Below are 15,520 nucleotides of genomic sequence, written 5' to 3'. Positions count from 1 at the left end.
CCTGACGAAATCCCGCACAAAGAGAAGCGAGCAGAACCCGATATTGAAGATCGGTGAGTTCGGACGTCAGGCGGGAGGCCGGGCCAGGTCCTCCGCCCATTGACGAAGCCCTCCCGTTCGCGTCGTGGCGGCGTAGCGGGCGAACTGAGCACGCACCTTCTCCCTGAGGAAGCCACCCCTGATCTCGGGCACCCGGGAGAACGTCATGTCCTCACGCTGAGGCCGCCATACGGCTCCGACCCCGGCGGCGCCGTCGCCGGGAGAGTCCAAGCCGTAGTAGATCGCCTCAACGCCGAGAGACATCGCCGCCCCCACGCACATCAGGCACGGCTCCAGGTTGACGGCCAGCACCAGCGGCGCGGATCGCGGCCTCCACCCGAGACGCCGATCCGCCTCCTCCATCGCCAGGAGATCGGCATGGACCAGCCGACGTCCCCGCGCCCGCTCCTGCGTGTGGCCCCGAGAGATCACCTCGTCGCCCATGACGACCACGGCACCGATGGGAAGCTCTCCGGCAGCGGCTCCCTCATCCGCCACGGCCACGGCCACGGCGACCAACTCGTCAGGTGTCGCCATCGCCGACCTTCCTCCGGTGCCCGGTGACGAAACCCGGAACTCCGGCAACTCTCCCGCACCGGCCGGGGCCTCGTCCACCCCGAGGCTCCCGGCCGACCGGCTGTCACCCGCCGGCGGGATCTCCGGCCTCGTTTCCGGACCCGCCGAACCAGATCTTCGCGTCAGGCGGACGCTCGCTTGAGGAAGGCCTTTTTCATCACTCCCCAGAACACCTCGGCCGGCCGCTGCTGCTCACCGTGCAGGGAGGTGAGGACGACGAGTGTCCCAGTGATGCCGGGGATCACCCACTGCAGGACGCTCAGCTGCCGCTGTGCCATCGCGATGTCATGGGGGGTGTCCTCGTCGGGCTTCACCCCGTCCTCCACGGGTACCTCGCCCGCTTTGTCGATCTTGGCGCCGAGAACCTTGCTGTAGGCGGTCGCGGCCAAGGCCGCGCCGGTCAGCGTGGCTTTGAGCGCGGTGTTAGCGCCCACGCCCTGCTGGTGGGCCACCCGTCCCTTGTTGGCCATCAGCAGGCCTGCCGAGCCGACGAGGTGCATGGCGATGCCCGCGAGGTTGACCGGTGTCCACCGGTTCCACCCGACGCTCGCCACCCGTATGCGCTCGTACTTGTCGCTGACCGCGGACGCCGCGCCGTTCAGGCCGACGGCGCCCATCAGCGAGCCGCCGCACCATATGGCCAGCCCGACGTCGTGCATGGCACGCACGGCAGTGTTGCGCTTCATCTTTTCCCCTTGTCGCCCCGTTGTACCCATGAAGAACCGCATGATTTCGACGGCGATATTTCCCCGTTGCCGCCACGATGGGTAGTTGCCTACCCAATCGCCCCAGATGGCACGCTCTTACTCTTGTTCTCCACGACAAGATTGGGGTGGTAGGTGACCGAATCCTGGGTCAGGCACCGTTATCCGGTCACTCGTTCCGGCCACGGGAGTGATGCGATCCGCCGGGTGTCACGCGCCGATCGGATCCGAGGTCTCGGGGGACGCGGCATCCGGCGCGCGCCGGGTCCGGGCACCGTACAGAAGGGTGATGACGACGATGACGAGGGGGAAGGCGACGGCGACGAGAAGTCCCGCGCGCAGCCCGGAGCCGCCGTCGTCGGGAAGCAGGTCCGCGAGCCCGCTCAGCACCGCGTTACCGGTGCCGGCCGCGTCGGCGACGGCACCGGCGATCCAGGGGCCGACGGCGCCGCCGGCGTCACCGAAGACCGCCAGCACACCGAACATGGCCGCGCCGCCGAGGGGGAAGCGCCCGGCGGCGAGGCTGAAGGTTCCGGGCCACAGGAGGCTGACGGCCAGACCGCACACCGCGCAGCCGATGAGGCTGACCACCGGGCTGGTCGACAGGCAGGCGACGAGATAGCACACGGTCGCCAGGGCGCCGCAGAAGGCCATGGCGGGCACCAGCGGGATCCTCTCCCCCCACAGGCCGTAAACGATGCGGCCGATCCCCATCAGCACCGCGAACAGGCACGGACCGGCCAGGTCTCCCCAGACCTTCGAGACGCCCAGCCCGTCCTCGGCGAAGAGGGACGACCACTGGGACATGGTCAGCTCGGCCGCGCCCGCGCAGAGCATCAGCGTGACGGCCGCGACGAAGGCGGGGACGCTGAAGAGCTTTCTCAGCGAGGTGCGGTGCTCGTCGGGCACGGTGGCGGGCAGCGGCACCTTCAGGAAGACCACCAGGTTGATCAGCGGGACGATCGCCCAGGCCAGCGGCAGGATCTGCCAGGCATCCTGGCCGATCTGAGCCAGCAGCAGCGTACTGCCCGCCACCACGGCGACCTGGCCCCAGCAGTAGAAGGAGTGCAGCAGGCTCATGGCCGCGGCCTTGCCCTCCTGGGGGCTGGGCAGGGCGTCGACGACGGGGCTGACGAGCACCTCCAGCAGGCCGCCGCCGACGGCGTAGACGATGATCGCGACGCACAGTCCCAGATATGGGGAGGGCGAGACGGCCGGGGCCACCGCCAGCAGCACCAGTCCCACCGCCGACAGGACATGGGCCACCACCAGCGGGACGCGGTAGCCGATCCGGTCCACGAACCTCACCGCCACGATGTCCGTGACCAGCTGGGTGGCGAAGTTCAGCAGCACCAGGCGCCCGAGCATCTCCAGCGGCAGCTCGTAGCGGGTCTGGAAGACGATGAACAGCAACGGCGCCAGGTTGTTGACGATGGCCTGGGTGACGTAGCCGGTGTAGCAGGCGCGGCGGGTGTGGTCGAAAGTCATCGTCATGGAGGGATGCGCGTCTCTTCCTAACAGGGGCTGGCAATCCCGCACACTACGGGGCGGAACGGCAAGACATCGCACCCGCCCTCTGCCGGGGAGACCCGACGGGAACGAGAGGGCTCAGCGCCGGCGCTTCTTCCCGTGCCCGCTGGGACGGCCTCGCGCGCCGGGCGCCTGACCTCGTATCAGGCGCAGCGGGCGATCGTGGTCGCGTATCCGCTCGGCCACCAGGGTCCGGAACTCCTCGACGGCCACCCTGTCGGGATGCCCCGAGCTCAGCACGCCGGTGACGATCTCCGACGCCTGGTCCGGGGCCAGGTCGGTGAGCTGCTCTCGCACGACCTCCGATCCGCCCAGCTCCAGGAGTGTGAGCAGCCCTTCGGTGATCAGAAGCAGCTGCTCGCGGTCGGTGAGGTCTTCGGGCTGGAGATCGCCCGCGTCAAGGAGGGACATCACGGCCAGGGACCTCAGTCCCGAGTCTCCGCGGAGCCCTCGGAGGATCGACCGGCCGTCGGGCAGCGCCCCGACGAGGATGTTCAGCATGGCCGCGGCCCGGGTGCGGAAGGGGCATTCGCGTACGGCCCGCAGCAGCCGCTCGACGTCCTCGCCGTGCGCCGCCAGCCAGCCCTCGATCTCCGTCTTCGCCGTCTCCACGGTGTAGTGCTGGGCGACGACGCCGAGCATCTCAGCCGGCGCCGCCTCCGCCAGCTCTCCGACCAGGGGGACGTCACGGCCTTCGGCGAGCATCTGCTCTCGTACGGCCCGGGTGCCCAGGGGCGTCAGCCGTACCAGCGGGCCCGGCTCGGCGAGCCGGGTGAGGAGCCGCGCGCACACCTTCGGAGGCAGCGGGCGCTCCTCGCCGTACCGCTCCTCGAAGTCGTCGCCGAGGTCGGCGAAGAACGTCTCGTCCGCCATGCCGTGGCTCAGCTCCACGGCGCCCAGCTCGGCCAGCACCTCAAGGGCCCGGGTCAGGTCTCTTTCGGTCGCCTTCCGCAGGAAGTCGCCCGAGGGGGCCTCCTCCTCGTCGTCGAGCCAGAGATATTCCTGGCACGCCAGCCACACGGTCTCCTGGAGCCGCACCACCGGCGTCGGACACGGAATGCTGTAGATAGTGTTCAGCACATCGGGCAGGATCTCGTCGAACGTCAGGGCCAGGGGCGCGGACCTTCCCCAGAGGGGGACCGGCGTGCACACGGCCCTTCCGAGGTCGAAGAACGTCTCGAACGCCCGCCGCCACAGCGCCTCCGGGTCGCGCAGCAGCGGCGCGGCCTTGGCCACCCGCAGCACCCGGCCCTTGCTCACCCGCACCAGACGGGCCTTCTTCGCCCAGGTGAACAGCAGGTCGAGCCGGGGCATCTCAGCCGAGCCGCGCGCCCTGGAAACCTGCTCACCGGCGCCGAGCAGTCTCGCCAGCTCACGGGCGTCGTTCGGCCGGAGGTCGCCGGCGGCCGTCAGCGCCCGGCCGTCGGCGCCCACCCAGTCGGCGAGGGCGGCCAGCCGCCGGACGGTCTCGCTGACCGCGGCGGCCGTGGCGAACTCCTCTCGGGGCGGAAGGGCCACGGGAAGCTGGGCGTAGGCCCGCACCTGGTCGAGCGGCGGCCTTTCGAGGCTCGCGCCGACCAGCCGGTCGAGCAACTCGGCGTCGTACCGGACGCGTCCGGCGTCGACGTCGCGCTGGAACTTCGCCAGGGTTCCGCTGTCGCTGAGATCGACCCCGTGGTCCAGCGCGGTCAGCGTCCAGAACTTGCCGACTCCCTGCTGGAGCGGATCCGCCAGCACGGCCGGGTAATCCACGGCCGCTTCGGCGACGGCCTTCTCAAGCGTGGCGATCGAGGCGCCTCGCGGGTCGCGCAGCCCGGACGCGGCGAGGTAACGCAGGAGCGTCAGCAGGCTCTCCGGAGCGGCGTTCAGCGTGTCGGGGTCGGCCACCACGGACTGGGGAATCCACTCCAGCAGCAACCGCCGCACCTCGGCGGGAGTCCAGTAACCGAGGCGGCCGTCCGAGCTGAGGTGCCGTGAGTCCAGGGCGGCCACGAGCATCCGCTCGTCGGCCCGCATGCCGTGATCCGCGGCCCACCTGCCGCAGCGGCGGAGCAGCAGCTCCTTCGCCGATTCGTACTCCTCGGATTCCTCGATCTCGAAGTGGGTTCGCATGCCGCCCGCAGTCCTTTCAGCACGCCACGATCCGGTGAGAGGGCCCCGGAACCATCCGGTGAAGGTCCGGCCCCGTGACCACCCTACGACCCTCGGTCGCCGCCGCCGGGAAACTCACGCGAAGCGATTCCCCGCGTACGGGCCCGGACGCCGTCGCGAGCCCCGCCCCAGGGCGTCTCCGGACGATCGCACCAAGCCTATGCGCACGACGTGCACGATATACACGACACGTGCGGCCTTCGGGGCCGGCCGTCCACGACGAGCCCCGTCCGCCGGCGGCCAGGCGCTCGCCGGCCGCGTCTCCGGCGCCTACTTGAGCTGCAGGACCGGGATGACGGCGGGGTGGTGGCGTGAGACGGGCGGGCCGAGGGTGAACCAGACGACCTTGCCGGCGGCGGAGGTGCGGGTGACGCCCCAGTCCCGCGCCAGGGAGTCGACGATCTGGAGGCCCCTGCCGCCGGTGGCGCTCATGTCACGCTCGCAGACCCGGGGTGCGCCCGCCCCGGGGTCGAAGAGCTCGCCGTACACGAAACCCTCACCGCCGCAGATCCTGAGCGCGCACGCGGCACCGCCATGCCTGACGGCGTTGGTGACCAGCTCGCTGATGATCAGTACGCAGTCGTCGATGAGGTCGTGGGCACCCCACAGGGAGAGTTCGCGGCGGACCAGCGAGCGGGCTTCGCGCACGCTCGCGGGAGCCGCAGACAGCAGGCACTCGGCCTCGTACTCGAGAGCGGCGTCGGCGGACGCCGCGGATGAGTTGCGGTGGAGAGACACTGCGCCTCCTTCTAATGGGAGCGCTCCCACAACTAAATGTAGAACATTCACCCCAACCATGTGAATTGATTACGACATATTTGTTTCCACCAAATGTCGCAAAGATGAGGAAAGGTCACGTCACCAGGCGATACTCCAGCCCTCCTTTAAGATCACCTCCAGAAACGTTCCGGGACGGGCCCCGCCCGGCGTCAGCGGAGCTGGGGCAGCACCTTCGCGCCGAACACGTCGATGTAGGCGCTCTGCTCCTGTCCGACGTGGTGCAGGTAGATCTCCTCGAAACCCGCCTCCGCGTACTCGTTGAGCCGGGCCGCGTGCCAGCCCAGGTCCGAGGAGACGTTGACGACCTCAGCGATCTTGGACGGCGAGACCTCGGCGGAGACCACGTCGAAGAGCTCCGCGGTATCGAGGTCCCAGCTCACCGGCGGGGAGAAGACGTTGCTCCGCCACTGGTCGTGGGCGATCGCCATGGCCTCCTCCTCGCTTTCGGCCCAGCTGAGGTGAACCTGAAGGGCCGCCTTCCCCCGGCCGCCCGCGTCCCGATAGGCCCCGACGACCTCGCGCAGTTTCTCCAGGGGCCCGTTCACCGTGATCAGGCCGTCGGCCCACTCCGCGCACCACCGCGCCGTCTCGACGCTCACCGCCGCGCCGACCAGCTTGGGCGGGACCTCCGGACGGGTCCACAGGCGGGCGCGGTCGACGGTCACCAGGCCGTCGTGGCTGACCTCCTCCCCCGCCAGCAGCGCCCGGATGACGTCGACGCACTCCCTCAGGCGCGTCGTGCGGAGTTCCTTGCGCGGCCAGCGGTCGCCTGTGATGTGCTCGTTGCTCGCCTCGCCCGTGCCGAGCGCGGCCCAGAAGCGTCCGGGGAACATCGCCCCGAGGGTGCCGATCGCCTGGGCGATGATCGCCGGGTGGTAACGCTGACCGGGGGCGTTGACCACGCCGAACGGCAGCTCCGTGGCCTGGAGGGCCGCGCCCAGCCAGGACCAGGCGAAGCCGGACTGTCCCTGCCTCTCGCTCCACGGGGAGAAGTGGTCCGACGACATCGCCGCCTCGAACCCCGCCTGCTCGGCCCGCGTCACCGCCTTCAGCAACTCCGCCGGATGAATCTGCTCGTGTGAGGAGTGAAATCCGTAAGTCGTCATCGTCTCCGGCTGCCCGGGATGCGAGCCGATACTCCGGTTTTCACGCCCGGGGTGGGGCCGGCGCGTGTCCGTGCGGCCCCGGCCCGGCGAGCGCGGCCCGGCGGCCCCGGCCCGGCGAGCGCGGCCCGGCGGCCCCGGCCCGGCGAGCGCGGCCCGGCGGCCTCGGTCCGGCGAGCGCGGTCCGGCGAGCGCGGCCGGTACGGCGCGCCGGGCTCGGGCGCATGGGAGCACCCGGAAGAACGCGGCTCTCCGGGCACCCGCGGCGCCCGGAGAGCCGCCTCCGGTCAGAGGGCCGAGGTGTAGGTGGTCAGCGAGGGCTGGTTCACCGGGGTGGCGGCGCTGTAGCAGGCGACGTTGCGGACGATGACGGTGGTTCCGCTCAGGGTCCACGGGGACTGCAGATTGCAGAACTCGGGACCGGGGCCGAACGCGGTGGTCTGGACGTGGGTGGGCGGAACGGCGACCCTCGGGAAGATCACCATGCGCAGACCGGCCCCGGCGCTCTGGACGGTGTTGACGCCCAGCTGGGAGTTGTAGTTGATCCCGGCGGGCGTCGGCGAGTACGGACCGGCGGTGCCGGGAGAGAGGTCGAAGGTGTAGGCGAAGCTCTTCGGCGGGATCGCCGCTCCGGTGATCGCCCGCTCACGCTGGTACGTCAGCGTCCAGCCGGTGTTGAGCGGCACGTTCGTCGCGTTGAAGCAGCGCACCTGGATCGTCTGACCACCCGCGGACGGGCTCCACCCTGCGACCTTGCAGCGGGCGGGCTGGACGGGGTTGACCGCGGTCACCTGGATGTTGCCCGCCGGCGCGGGCGAGCCCAGGCCCGGCAGGGAGACCGTCCAGCTTCCCCCGCCTCCGACAACGCCGTTCGGCGCGCCGGCCGAGTTGAACTGGCTGGTGATTCCGGCTCCGTTGTAGTGAACGTAGCCGAGCCCCTGCGAGGCGGGCAGGGTGCCCGTGCTCGTCTCGAAGACGATGGTGTACTGGGCGAACACGGGGCCCCCGCCGTATCGGTAGCACTGCACGGCCACGACGAGATCGAGTCCCGACGGCCCCCAGTTCTGGGCCTGGCACCAGTGGGCGGCCGGGGCGACCGCCGTGACGTGCACGACGCCGCCGCCCGTCGCGATCTGCGGGAACCTCACGAATGACTGGCCCAGGGCGCCGGGCGTGACGGTGACGTTGAACCCGGGGCCCCAGCTTCCCGCCTGGTGGGCGAGGCTGGGAACGCCCGAGTAGGCGTTGACGTAGGCGAACCCCCAGCGGTCCGGCACGGCGGCCTGCGCGCTCGTGGCCATGGCGAGACCGGATGCGAGCAGAACGGTGACGCACAGAAGTCTCACGATGACTTTTCGTAACTGACGCATGGCGCTCTCCATCGGATCGGGGGGCTGGACGGCCGGATGTGGCAGCGATGCCGTACGGCGGGGCGAGCCGCGCCGGATGTGACATCCGGCTCACAATCTCTTTCCTGCTCTTGATAACCCGCCCGCCGACCATTGAGAAGGCCCAACTTCACAAATGGATCTGACTGCCCCAAACACATTGGGTCAGTGTCCTGACCAGACATGACGTCCTGAAATATCTATGCTTGCCGGGTGAAAGCGCACAGACCCATTGATCAAGGTCCACGAAACGGGGTGAGAACGTGCCGACGGTGACCACGAACGTCCCACGTGTCATGTGGCAACTGCTGGAGCCCTTACACGCCGTCACCTACTTCGCCCCGGAAGCACGGGCGGCGGCCGACGCGATCGGCATGCGCGGATTCTGGATGGGCTACTTCGCGATGAGAGCGGCTCCGCTCGGACCGGTGGGTCCGGACGTGGTCACCGCCGCCTTCCACGGCTTCCATCCGGCGCGGGTGCGCCGGGCGCTCCCCGACGCCTGGACGTTCGCGACCCCCTCCTCCGTGCTGCGGGCCCGGCTCGAAGGGGCGGGGGCCGCCCTGGAGCGCCTGCTCACGGGCACGACGCTCGACTCCGAGGACCTGCGCACGGCCGCCACGCTCGCCTGGAGGGCGGCCGAGCACGCCGACACCGCGGGCCGGATACTCGGCGCGGCGAACCAGGCCCTTCCCTCGCCGGCCGAACCGCACCTGCGGCTGTGGCAGGCCGCGACCACGCTGCGCGAGCACCGGGGCGACGGGCACGTGGCCGCACTGGTGGCCCACGGCGTGTCCCCGATCCAGTCCCACCTGCTCAAGGCCGCGGCGGACGAGACCGACATGGACCTCCTGCGGCAGGGCCGGAAATGGGATGACGACGACTGGGTCGCCGGCGCCGCCGCCCTGCGCGAGCGGGGATGGCTCGACGGCTCCGATCGCCTGACCGCCGTGGGCGCGCGGGAACGCGACCGGATCGAGCGGCTGACCGACGAGGCGGCGGCCGGTCCCTGGCGAGCCCTCGGGGACGAGCTCACCACCACGCTCGCCCGGCTGCTCCGTCCCCTGACCGACGCGATCGTCGAGTCGGGCACGTTTCCGCCGTCGAGCCCGATCGGCCTGAAGTGGCCGCCCGTCGTCCCGGGCGAGGACGATCGGGAGTCCTCGCTCTCGGCCGCCTTCGCGCGACACGAGACCGGCTGACCCCGGACGTGCTGGGATCAGCCGGCCTCACGCGTCACGAGACCTGTCAGGACCACGGCCCCGTGCGTCGACGGATCAGCTGAACGGGAGCCTCACCAGCGACTGGTTGCCGACGCCGAGGGTGGTCGTGCCGTTGCCGATGGCGTTCCAGACCTCCACCCTCACCTGACCGCCGGACAGGTTGCCGAGCGTTCCCGACGAGGACAGCAGGCCGGCGGCCTGGGTGTAGTGCTCCCAGCCCGCTACCGGGTCGGTGGCGAAATAGCGGTAGGTCTCCACCCTGTCCCAGCTCCCGTTGCCGGTCAGGTCGTAGGAGACCCGGACCTGGCTGCCGTTGGCGACCGTGGCGCCCGCGTCCAGGAAGAGGTCGAACGCGGTGGAGCCGCCGTTGTGGGTGGCGGTGAGGCCGGTGGCGGTGAAGACCTGCGGGTTGACGGGCGAGCCGTTGGAGTTGCCTGCGGCGGCGGCCAGGGTGAGGTTGCCCGCCGTACCGGAGGTGCCCGGCAGCGCCCCGCCCGTCTGCAGGTAGCGGGTGGCGGTGAAGGTGCCCGTGGGCGGGGTGGGGGTGGGAGTCGGGGTGGGGTCGGGGGGCTGGGTGGTGCCGCCTCCCGCGTTGCCGCCGCTCCAGGTGAAGGCGCCGGAGGTGGCCGTCTTGCCCGCCGGCACGTTGAGGACGGTGCCGTTGGAGAAGGTCACCGTGATCGCGTTGCCGGTGATGTTGGAGGCGACGTAGGTGCGGGCGCCGTTCTTGCTGAACACCTTGGCCAGCGGGTGGTTGGCGGTCACGGAGGTGTCCACGTTGCCCAGCGCGGCCAGGTTGCGGATCCAGTGGAAGGTGTGCGCCCTGCTCTCACCCTCCTCGGGGGTGTAGCCGCCCGCGGCGCGGAGGCTCGCCAGGGCCGCGTCGCCGTTGCCCAGGGCGCGGAACTGCCAGATGATGTCCTGCCACACGGTGGGCGGGCCCGCGTTGTTGGTCACCAGCTCGTTGTAGTTGGTGGTGACATAGCCGGGGTTGTCGCCCAGGTAGAAGTGGCCGCCGGTGACCGGAAGCATGTTGATGCCCTGGATCATCTCCGGCTCACCGCTGAACCAGGTGGCGTAGGCGCCGCCCGAGCCCCAGACCATGCCGACCGTGCTGTGGCCGAAGGTCGTGGGGAAGTTCTGGTTGCGCGTGTCGAACCAGTACTCCTGGATCGCCGCGGCCTGGGTCGTGTAGATGAAGATGCCCGCGTCGCGGACCGCCGTGTTCCCGGTGGCCTGTCCCCACTGGATCAGGGCGTTGGCGAAGTTCATGCCCTCCGACGAGGACTCCTGGTTGTTGCCGGAGCCGAACGCCCCGTGCCCCGAGGCCCAGTCGTGGCCGGCGTAGATGTCGAAGTCGCGCAGGTAGGGGAAGCGGGTGTCGGCGCGGTCGTAGTTGTTGGCGTCGCGGATCAGCAGGTCGACCATGCCGCCGTACTGGCTGGTCCTTGCCCAGTTCGGGTCGAACTTGGCGAGGGTCGCGGCGGCCGCGATGTAGTAGCCGTAGTGGAAGTGGTGGTCGTTGAGCTCCAGGTCGGAGCCGTAGGAGGCCGGGTAGCCGATGAGGGTGCCCCAGGCGGGGTTGAGGTAGAAGACCCGGCTGGTCTTGCCCGGCGAGGCGGTGAACCAGTCGTTGAGACGGGTGCGGATGGCGTTGAGCGCCGCCGTGCGTACGGAGGTCAGGTTGAGCTGGTCGGCGATCTCGGCGATGCGGGCGGCGCGCCCCAGGCCCTTGCCGGTCCAGTAGGTGTCGTCACCGCGGATGTCCGCCGGGTTGGCCAGTTCCGCGTTGAGCTGGTTGGTGATCGTGGTGAGGTCGGCGCCGCTGCTGTCGCCGACGGCGGGCACCTCGGGCAGCACGCCGGTGTATTTCATCGTCGTCCTGAACTGGGCGCCAGTGACGATCTTCATCTGCCCGCGCGCCGAGACGTAGGTCTGCGCGAGCGGTGTCGAGCCGGTCAGGTAGTTCCACTGATGCGGGTAGAGCGCGATGACCGTACCCGTCGCGGTGCCCTGCCTGGCCGTGGTGGTGAAGGCGTACGTCGTGGTGAGCGTGCTCGCCGACTGGTCGTAGGCGTAGGAGACGCGGGTACCGGTGACGTGCGCGTGCGCGTACTGGCCGTAGGTGGCGGCCAGGGCGGCGCGGTCGCCGCCGGCGGGCAGCACCGCCACCGAGAAGAAGCCCTGTCCGGCCAGGGACGAGCTGATCGTCGTCCCGCTGACCGTCCAGGTCGCGCCCGTCGGGGCGTAGGCCACGTAGTCGTGTCCGCGTGCGGTGAAGCCGATGGTGGCGCCGCTGTTGGACCAGACCACGGGGGTGCCGGAGGTGGTGATCTGGGCGTCGCCGCCGGTGACCTGGAAATAGCCGAACGGCAGGCCGTGGCCGATGGTGGCCTTCATGGTCCGGCCACCACCGCTCCAGTACGGCGTGACGGTCCAGTCGCTCCAGCCGTCGACCTTGACGTCGGGTGAGTTCATCCCGGCGACGCCGACCCGGATGTCCTGCACGTAGGGGTAGTGGTACTCGCCCACCCCGGTCGCCGTGCCGCTGATCGTGGCCGTGGTGCTGTAGGAGAAGCCGAGGCCGTCGCCGAAGGTGTCGTAGGAGATCGGGTGGGCGTAGAGCGGCTCGCCGTACGCGCAGTCGGTCTTCTTGAAGAGGATCGACGACCACCAGTCGTTGGTCGGCACGGCGCCGGCCGGCGCGTTGGCGGTCACCCACTGGCGCGGGTTCGTGGAGATGGAGCCGCAGCCGCTCGGCAACGAGCGACCCGCGGGCAGGGTGTCCGCGTAGCTGCCGGCGCCGACCGTGGCAGCCTCGGCCGAGTGGATGGCGCCGAAGCCGAACAGGGCGGCCACCATCGCGATGACCACTCCGGCGGCGAGGCCGCGCCGGTGACTCCGGGAACGGCGGATGAATCGTCCTTCGCGAGGGTGCGCACTGTCCGGACCCGTGGTCCGGATCGAGGGATCCATTGGGGGGTGCCTCCGGGGAGAGGAATCGGGATCTTAGGCGGACCAATCTGAGAGAGCGCTCTCTGACCGAAAAAGTAACGGCCCGTTCAGCATGAGTCAATGTTTCACGTTGGTAACGAATAGGTAAAGCCGAGAGATGCAGGCGAGAGGGCTTTTCCTCGTAAAACAGGGTTTTACGGCGCACGATGCGGGTGGGCGGCACCCGACAGTGCTCCATTGCGACTCTGGTTAATCACCACCCGATGGCCGTACCCTGATCTGAGAGCGCTCTCTCTGCCGACGGCCGTCCATCGCCGGTCGGCCCTTGTTCGGTGCCCGCGTCCGGGGCCGCCTCGAAGCGGGCCACCCTCTTTCCCGCCCTCTTTCCCGGTCGCGCCACCCGGTCGCGCCACCCGGTCGCGCCGCCCTCGCGCGTCCGCCATGAGCAATGCGCGCGACGCGACGTGCCACGGGGCGACCGGGGCCGGAGCTCGACACCCGACGCATCGGCTTGTTTACTCTACGTGACCATAACGATCTTCCCTGTCTCAGGAGAGAACATGTCACGCGGAAAACTCACCGTCCTCGCCGCCGCCCTCGTCGGCTGCGCGGGCCTCGCCACCGTGACCGTCGCCACGCCCGCGACGGCCTCCGCCCCCATGGCCCCCGCCGGCGCCGCCGACTTCACCGGCTACCAACTCGTCAAGCTGCCCAACGCCAATGTCCCCAACTTCGCCCGCCGCACGCTCCGGTGCCCCGCGGGCAAGCAGGTCGTCAGCGGTGGCGCCGAGGCACAGGGCAACGGCGCCATCCTGGTCGGATCCTTCCCCACCGACGACGGCACCGGCTGGATCGGCATCGGTCGCCAGATCGGCTACAACGACGTCGGCATCAGCGTCTTCGCGATCTGCGCGAACGTCACCTGATCCCAGCGGGTCAGGGATCGTCCGCTCCGGCCGGACCCGGCCCGGGTCCGGCCGGAGCTCCCACCGGCTCGTTCGACGGCTCAAGTCGGGGACGGCGGCGCCCGCGATACCGCTTCGACGGTCTCATCGGCCGGGAGCCGGAGCGACGTCCGCCCCGCTCCGCGTCGCGGCGATCGGTGCGACGGCCGTCCTCACCCTCTCTCCGGAGAGCAGGCACCCTCTTCGGAGAGCAGACACCCACCTTTCACCCCGGTGACAGGGTGACCGTGCCGGTCGACGGCCGACCTTCGGCAGGCGTCATCCCGAGAACGCGACCGGCCCACTCCCGCAGGGTCCGTTTCGAAGACGACGACGACCTGTCTCGACGAGGCGCGAGAGACCTTCTCGTCACGACCGCGGACCCCGAACATGTCGTCCGCGAACATGCCCTGTACTCCAGGTCGGATGATTCCGACCTAATGTCCGATTTAAAGGTTTGGGCGAGTTTCGGAAGACTCGGTTCGCGGAAGGTTAGGAAAATGGCTGTTGGGCCACAATCAGCAGGTGGGAGGCGTCATCAACCTCCTTCGGTCCCCCCTTGAACCGATTTCTCGACTCTTGCGAGGAGGGGTAATGACCGTGAGTGAGACGACGACCATGAGGCGGAGCAATCGTACGCCGCCGAAGTCCACCATGCCCGCCGAACGGAAGGCCACAAAGGAGAAGCCCGCACAGCGGAAAGCGACGGCGACGCAGGTAAAGCCCGCGGGGCAGAAGGCGACGGCCGCAGCCGCGCGGAAGCCCGCCGGACAGAAAGCGACGGCGGCCACCGCACGGAAGCCCGCGGGACAGAAGGCGACGGCGGCGACGAAGTCCGCCGGACAGAAGGCGACCACGGCCGCGAAGTCCACCGCGCAGAAGACGGCCACGGCCGCGAAGTCCACCACGCGGAAGACGGCCACAGCGGCGAAGTCCGCAGGGCAGAAGACGGCCACGACGGCGAAGTCCGCCGCGCGAAAGACGACCACGGCCGCGAAGTCCACCGGACAGAAGGCGACCACGGCCACCGCACGGAAGCCCGCGGGGCAGAAGACGGCCACGGCGGCGAAGTCCGCCGCGCGGAAGCCCGCGGGACAGAAGGCGACGGCGGCGACGAAGTCCGTCGGACAGAAGACGACCACGGCCGCGAAGTCCGCCACACGGAAGACGGCCACGGCCGCGAAGTCCGTCGGGCAGAAGGCGACCACGGCGGCGAAGTCCGCCACGCGGAAGGCCACCACGACGGCGAAGTCCGCAGGGCAGAAGGCGACCGCGGCCACCGCACGGAAGCCCGCAGGACAGAGAGCACGGGCGGCGGAGCGGAAGTCCGCACGGCAGAAGGTCACGGACCAGATGCCCACCGCGCAGAAGGCACCGGCAACTCAGAAGGCGACGACACGGAGGAGCTCCAAGCGCTCACTCACGCTTGACTTGCCGATGATGACTCTTCAGGTCCGGCGGCCGAACATCTCCATGCCGAACGTTTCCATGCCTCACATTCCCATGCCGCATGTCAACCGGCAGGAGGTCGGCCAGGCCGTCGACACCGCCAGGTCGTTCCTCCCGCCACCGGAGCGCATCGCCTACTACGGAGGGCTCGGCGCGCTCGCGGTCGCAGGGTTGATCGAATGGCCGGTGGCGGCCGCCATCGGAGTCGGGACACTGATCGCCCAACGGGCTCGCGGGAGAAACGGGGCCGCCAGGTCCGCGCCCCAGGCGCAGAGCACGACAGCGTCTGCCGGCCGGACGCAGGGCACCACCGGCTCCACTTCCCGGAGCGGCACCACCGGTACCCGCGCCCGCAGCACGAGCTCCCGGACCGGCACGGCTTCCCGGGCAGGCGCCACGGGTACCCGCAGCACCAGCACCCGGAGCGGCACCACAGGTACCCGCAGCACGAGCTCCCGGAGCGGCACGACGGCTTCCCGGGCAGGCACCGCGGGTACCCGGGCAAGCGCCACGGGTACCCGCAGCACCGGTACCCGCAGCACCGGTACCCGGAGCGGCACCACCGGTTCGCGGGCGAGCACAACGGGCTCCCGGGCAAGCGCCACGGGCTCCCGGGCGAGCGCCACCGGTTCGCGGGCTCGCACCACGAGCTCCCGGAGCGGCGGCACGAGTTCCCGA

General features: G+C 70.1%; 12 protein-coding genes. 2 read left to right on the top strand and 10 right to left on the bottom strand.

Going from position 1 to position 15,520, the window contains the following annotated elements:
- Positions 1-66: 66 nt before the first annotated feature.
- From J2853_RS43785 to J2853_RS43755, 7 genes are all read right to left on the bottom strand, one after another.
- Positions 67-576: a nucleoside deaminase gene (locus tag J2853_RS43785; protein ID WP_307567688.1), complete on the bottom strand. Its 510-nt coding sequence runs from the start codon at positions 574-576 to the stop codon at positions 67-69.
- 161 nt (positions 577-737) lie between these two features.
- The gene (locus J2853_RS43780; RefSeq protein ID WP_307567686.1) at positions 738-1,301 is read right to left on the bottom strand and encodes a hypothetical protein; all 564 of its coding nucleotides are present in this window, start codon (positions 1,299-1,301) and stop codon (positions 738-740) included.
- A gap of 228 nt (positions 1,302-1,529) precedes the next feature.
- Positions 1,530-2,813 (bottom strand): MFS transporter, encoded by a 1,284-nt coding sequence (locus tag J2853_RS43775; protein WP_307567684.1) that lies wholly within the window; start codon positions 2,811-2,813, stop codon positions 1,530-1,532.
- 114 nt (positions 2,814-2,927) lie between these two features.
- Positions 2,928-4,961, bottom strand: a complete 2,034-nt coding sequence (locus tag J2853_RS43770) for a hypothetical protein (protein ID WP_307567682.1) — start codon at positions 4,959-4,961, stop codon at positions 2,928-2,930.
- Positions 4,962-5,270: 309 nt separating this feature from the next.
- Positions 5,271-5,738 (bottom strand): ATP-binding protein, encoded by a 468-nt coding sequence (locus J2853_RS43765; protein ID WP_307567680.1) that lies wholly within the window; start codon positions 5,736-5,738, stop codon positions 5,271-5,273.
- A gap of 191 nt (positions 5,739-5,929) precedes the next feature.
- Positions 5,930-6,886 carry a TIGR03885 family FMN-dependent LLM class oxidoreductase gene (locus J2853_RS43760; protein WP_307567678.1) on the bottom strand — a complete coding sequence of 319 codons (957 nt, stop codon included), beginning with the start codon at positions 6,884-6,886 and terminating at the stop codon, positions 5,930-5,932.
- Between the two features lie 284 nt (positions 6,887-7,170).
- On the bottom strand, positions 7,171-8,253 hold the full coding sequence (locus tag J2853_RS43755) for a hypothetical protein (protein WP_307567676.1): 1,083 nt from the start codon (positions 8,251-8,253) through the stop codon (positions 7,171-7,173).
- Positions 8,254-8,543: 290 nt separating this feature from the next.
- Between J2853_RS43755 and J2853_RS43750 the strand changes: the two genes are divergently transcribed.
- The gene (locus J2853_RS43750; protein WP_307567674.1) at positions 8,544-9,473 is read left to right on the top strand and encodes an SCO6745 family protein; all 930 of its coding nucleotides are present in this window, start codon (positions 8,544-8,546) and stop codon (positions 9,471-9,473) included.
- Between the two features lie 75 nt (positions 9,474-9,548).
- Here the strand turns inward: J2853_RS43750 and J2853_RS43745 are convergent, their stop codons facing one another.
- Positions 9,549-12,470 (bottom strand): glycosyl hydrolase, encoded by a 2,922-nt coding sequence (locus tag J2853_RS43745; RefSeq protein WP_307567673.1) that lies wholly within the window; start codon positions 12,468-12,470, stop codon positions 9,549-9,551.
- A 539-nt stretch (positions 12,471-13,009) separates the two neighbouring features.
- On the opposite strand from J2853_RS43745, the gene J2853_RS43740 reads away from it, so the two are divergent.
- The gene (locus tag J2853_RS43740) at positions 13,010-13,375 is read left to right on the top strand and encodes a hypothetical protein (RefSeq protein ID WP_307567671.1); all 366 of its coding nucleotides are present in this window, start codon (positions 13,010-13,012) and stop codon (positions 13,373-13,375) included.
- A gap of 536 nt (positions 13,376-13,911) precedes the next feature.
- Here J2853_RS43740 and J2853_RS43735 read toward each other — a convergent pair.
- A complete protein-coding gene (locus J2853_RS43735) occupies positions 13,912-14,754 on the bottom strand; it encodes a hypothetical protein (RefSeq protein WP_307567669.1) in 843 nt (280 codons plus the stop codon).
- A gap of 225 nt (positions 14,755-14,979) precedes the next feature.
- Positions 14,980-15,486 carry a hypothetical protein gene (locus tag J2853_RS43730; protein ID WP_307567667.1) on the bottom strand — a complete coding sequence of 169 codons (507 nt, stop codon included), beginning with the start codon at positions 15,484-15,486 and terminating at the stop codon, positions 14,980-14,982.
- Positions 15,487-15,520: the final 34 nt, after the last annotated feature.

Source organism: Streptosporangium lutulentum (genome assembly GCF_030811455.1).
Lineage (GTDB): Bacteria > Actinomycetota > Actinomycetes > Streptosporangiales > Streptosporangiaceae > Streptosporangium > Streptosporangium lutulentum.
Note: the sequence above shows the minus strand (reverse complement) of the source record. Positions and strands in the feature narration are given on the sequence as shown.

Bases quoted from the DNA above. Each gene is read 5' to 3' on its own strand.
- J2853_RS43785 (WP_307567688.1), bottom strand. From the start codon at position 576: ATGGCGACACCTGACGAGTTGGTCGCCGTGGCCGTGGCCGTGGCGGAT.
- J2853_RS43780 (WP_307567686.1), bottom strand. From the start codon at position 1,301: ATGAAGCGCAACACTGCCGTGCGTGCCATGCACGACGTCGGGCTGGCC.
- J2853_RS43775 (WP_307567684.1), bottom strand. From the start codon at position 2,813: ATGACGATGACTTTCGACCACACCCGCCGCGCCTGCTACACCGGCTAC.
- J2853_RS43770 (WP_307567682.1), bottom strand. From the start codon at position 4,961: ATGCGAACCCACTTCGAGATCGAGGAATCCGAGGAGTACGAATCGGCG.
- J2853_RS43760 (WP_307567678.1), bottom strand. From the start codon at position 6,886: ATGACGACTTACGGATTTCACTCCTCACACGAGCAGATTCATCCGGCG.
- J2853_RS43755 (WP_307567676.1), bottom strand. From the start codon at position 8,253: ATGCGTCAGTTACGAAAAGTCATCGTGAGACTTCTGTGCGTCACCGTT.
- J2853_RS43745 (WP_307567673.1), bottom strand. From the start codon at position 12,470: ATGGATCCCTCGATCCGGACCACGGGTCCGGACAGTGCGCACCCTCGC.
- J2853_RS43740 (WP_307567671.1), top strand. From the start codon at position 13,010: ATGTCACGCGGAAAACTCACCGTCCTCGCCGCCGCCCTCGTCGGCTGC.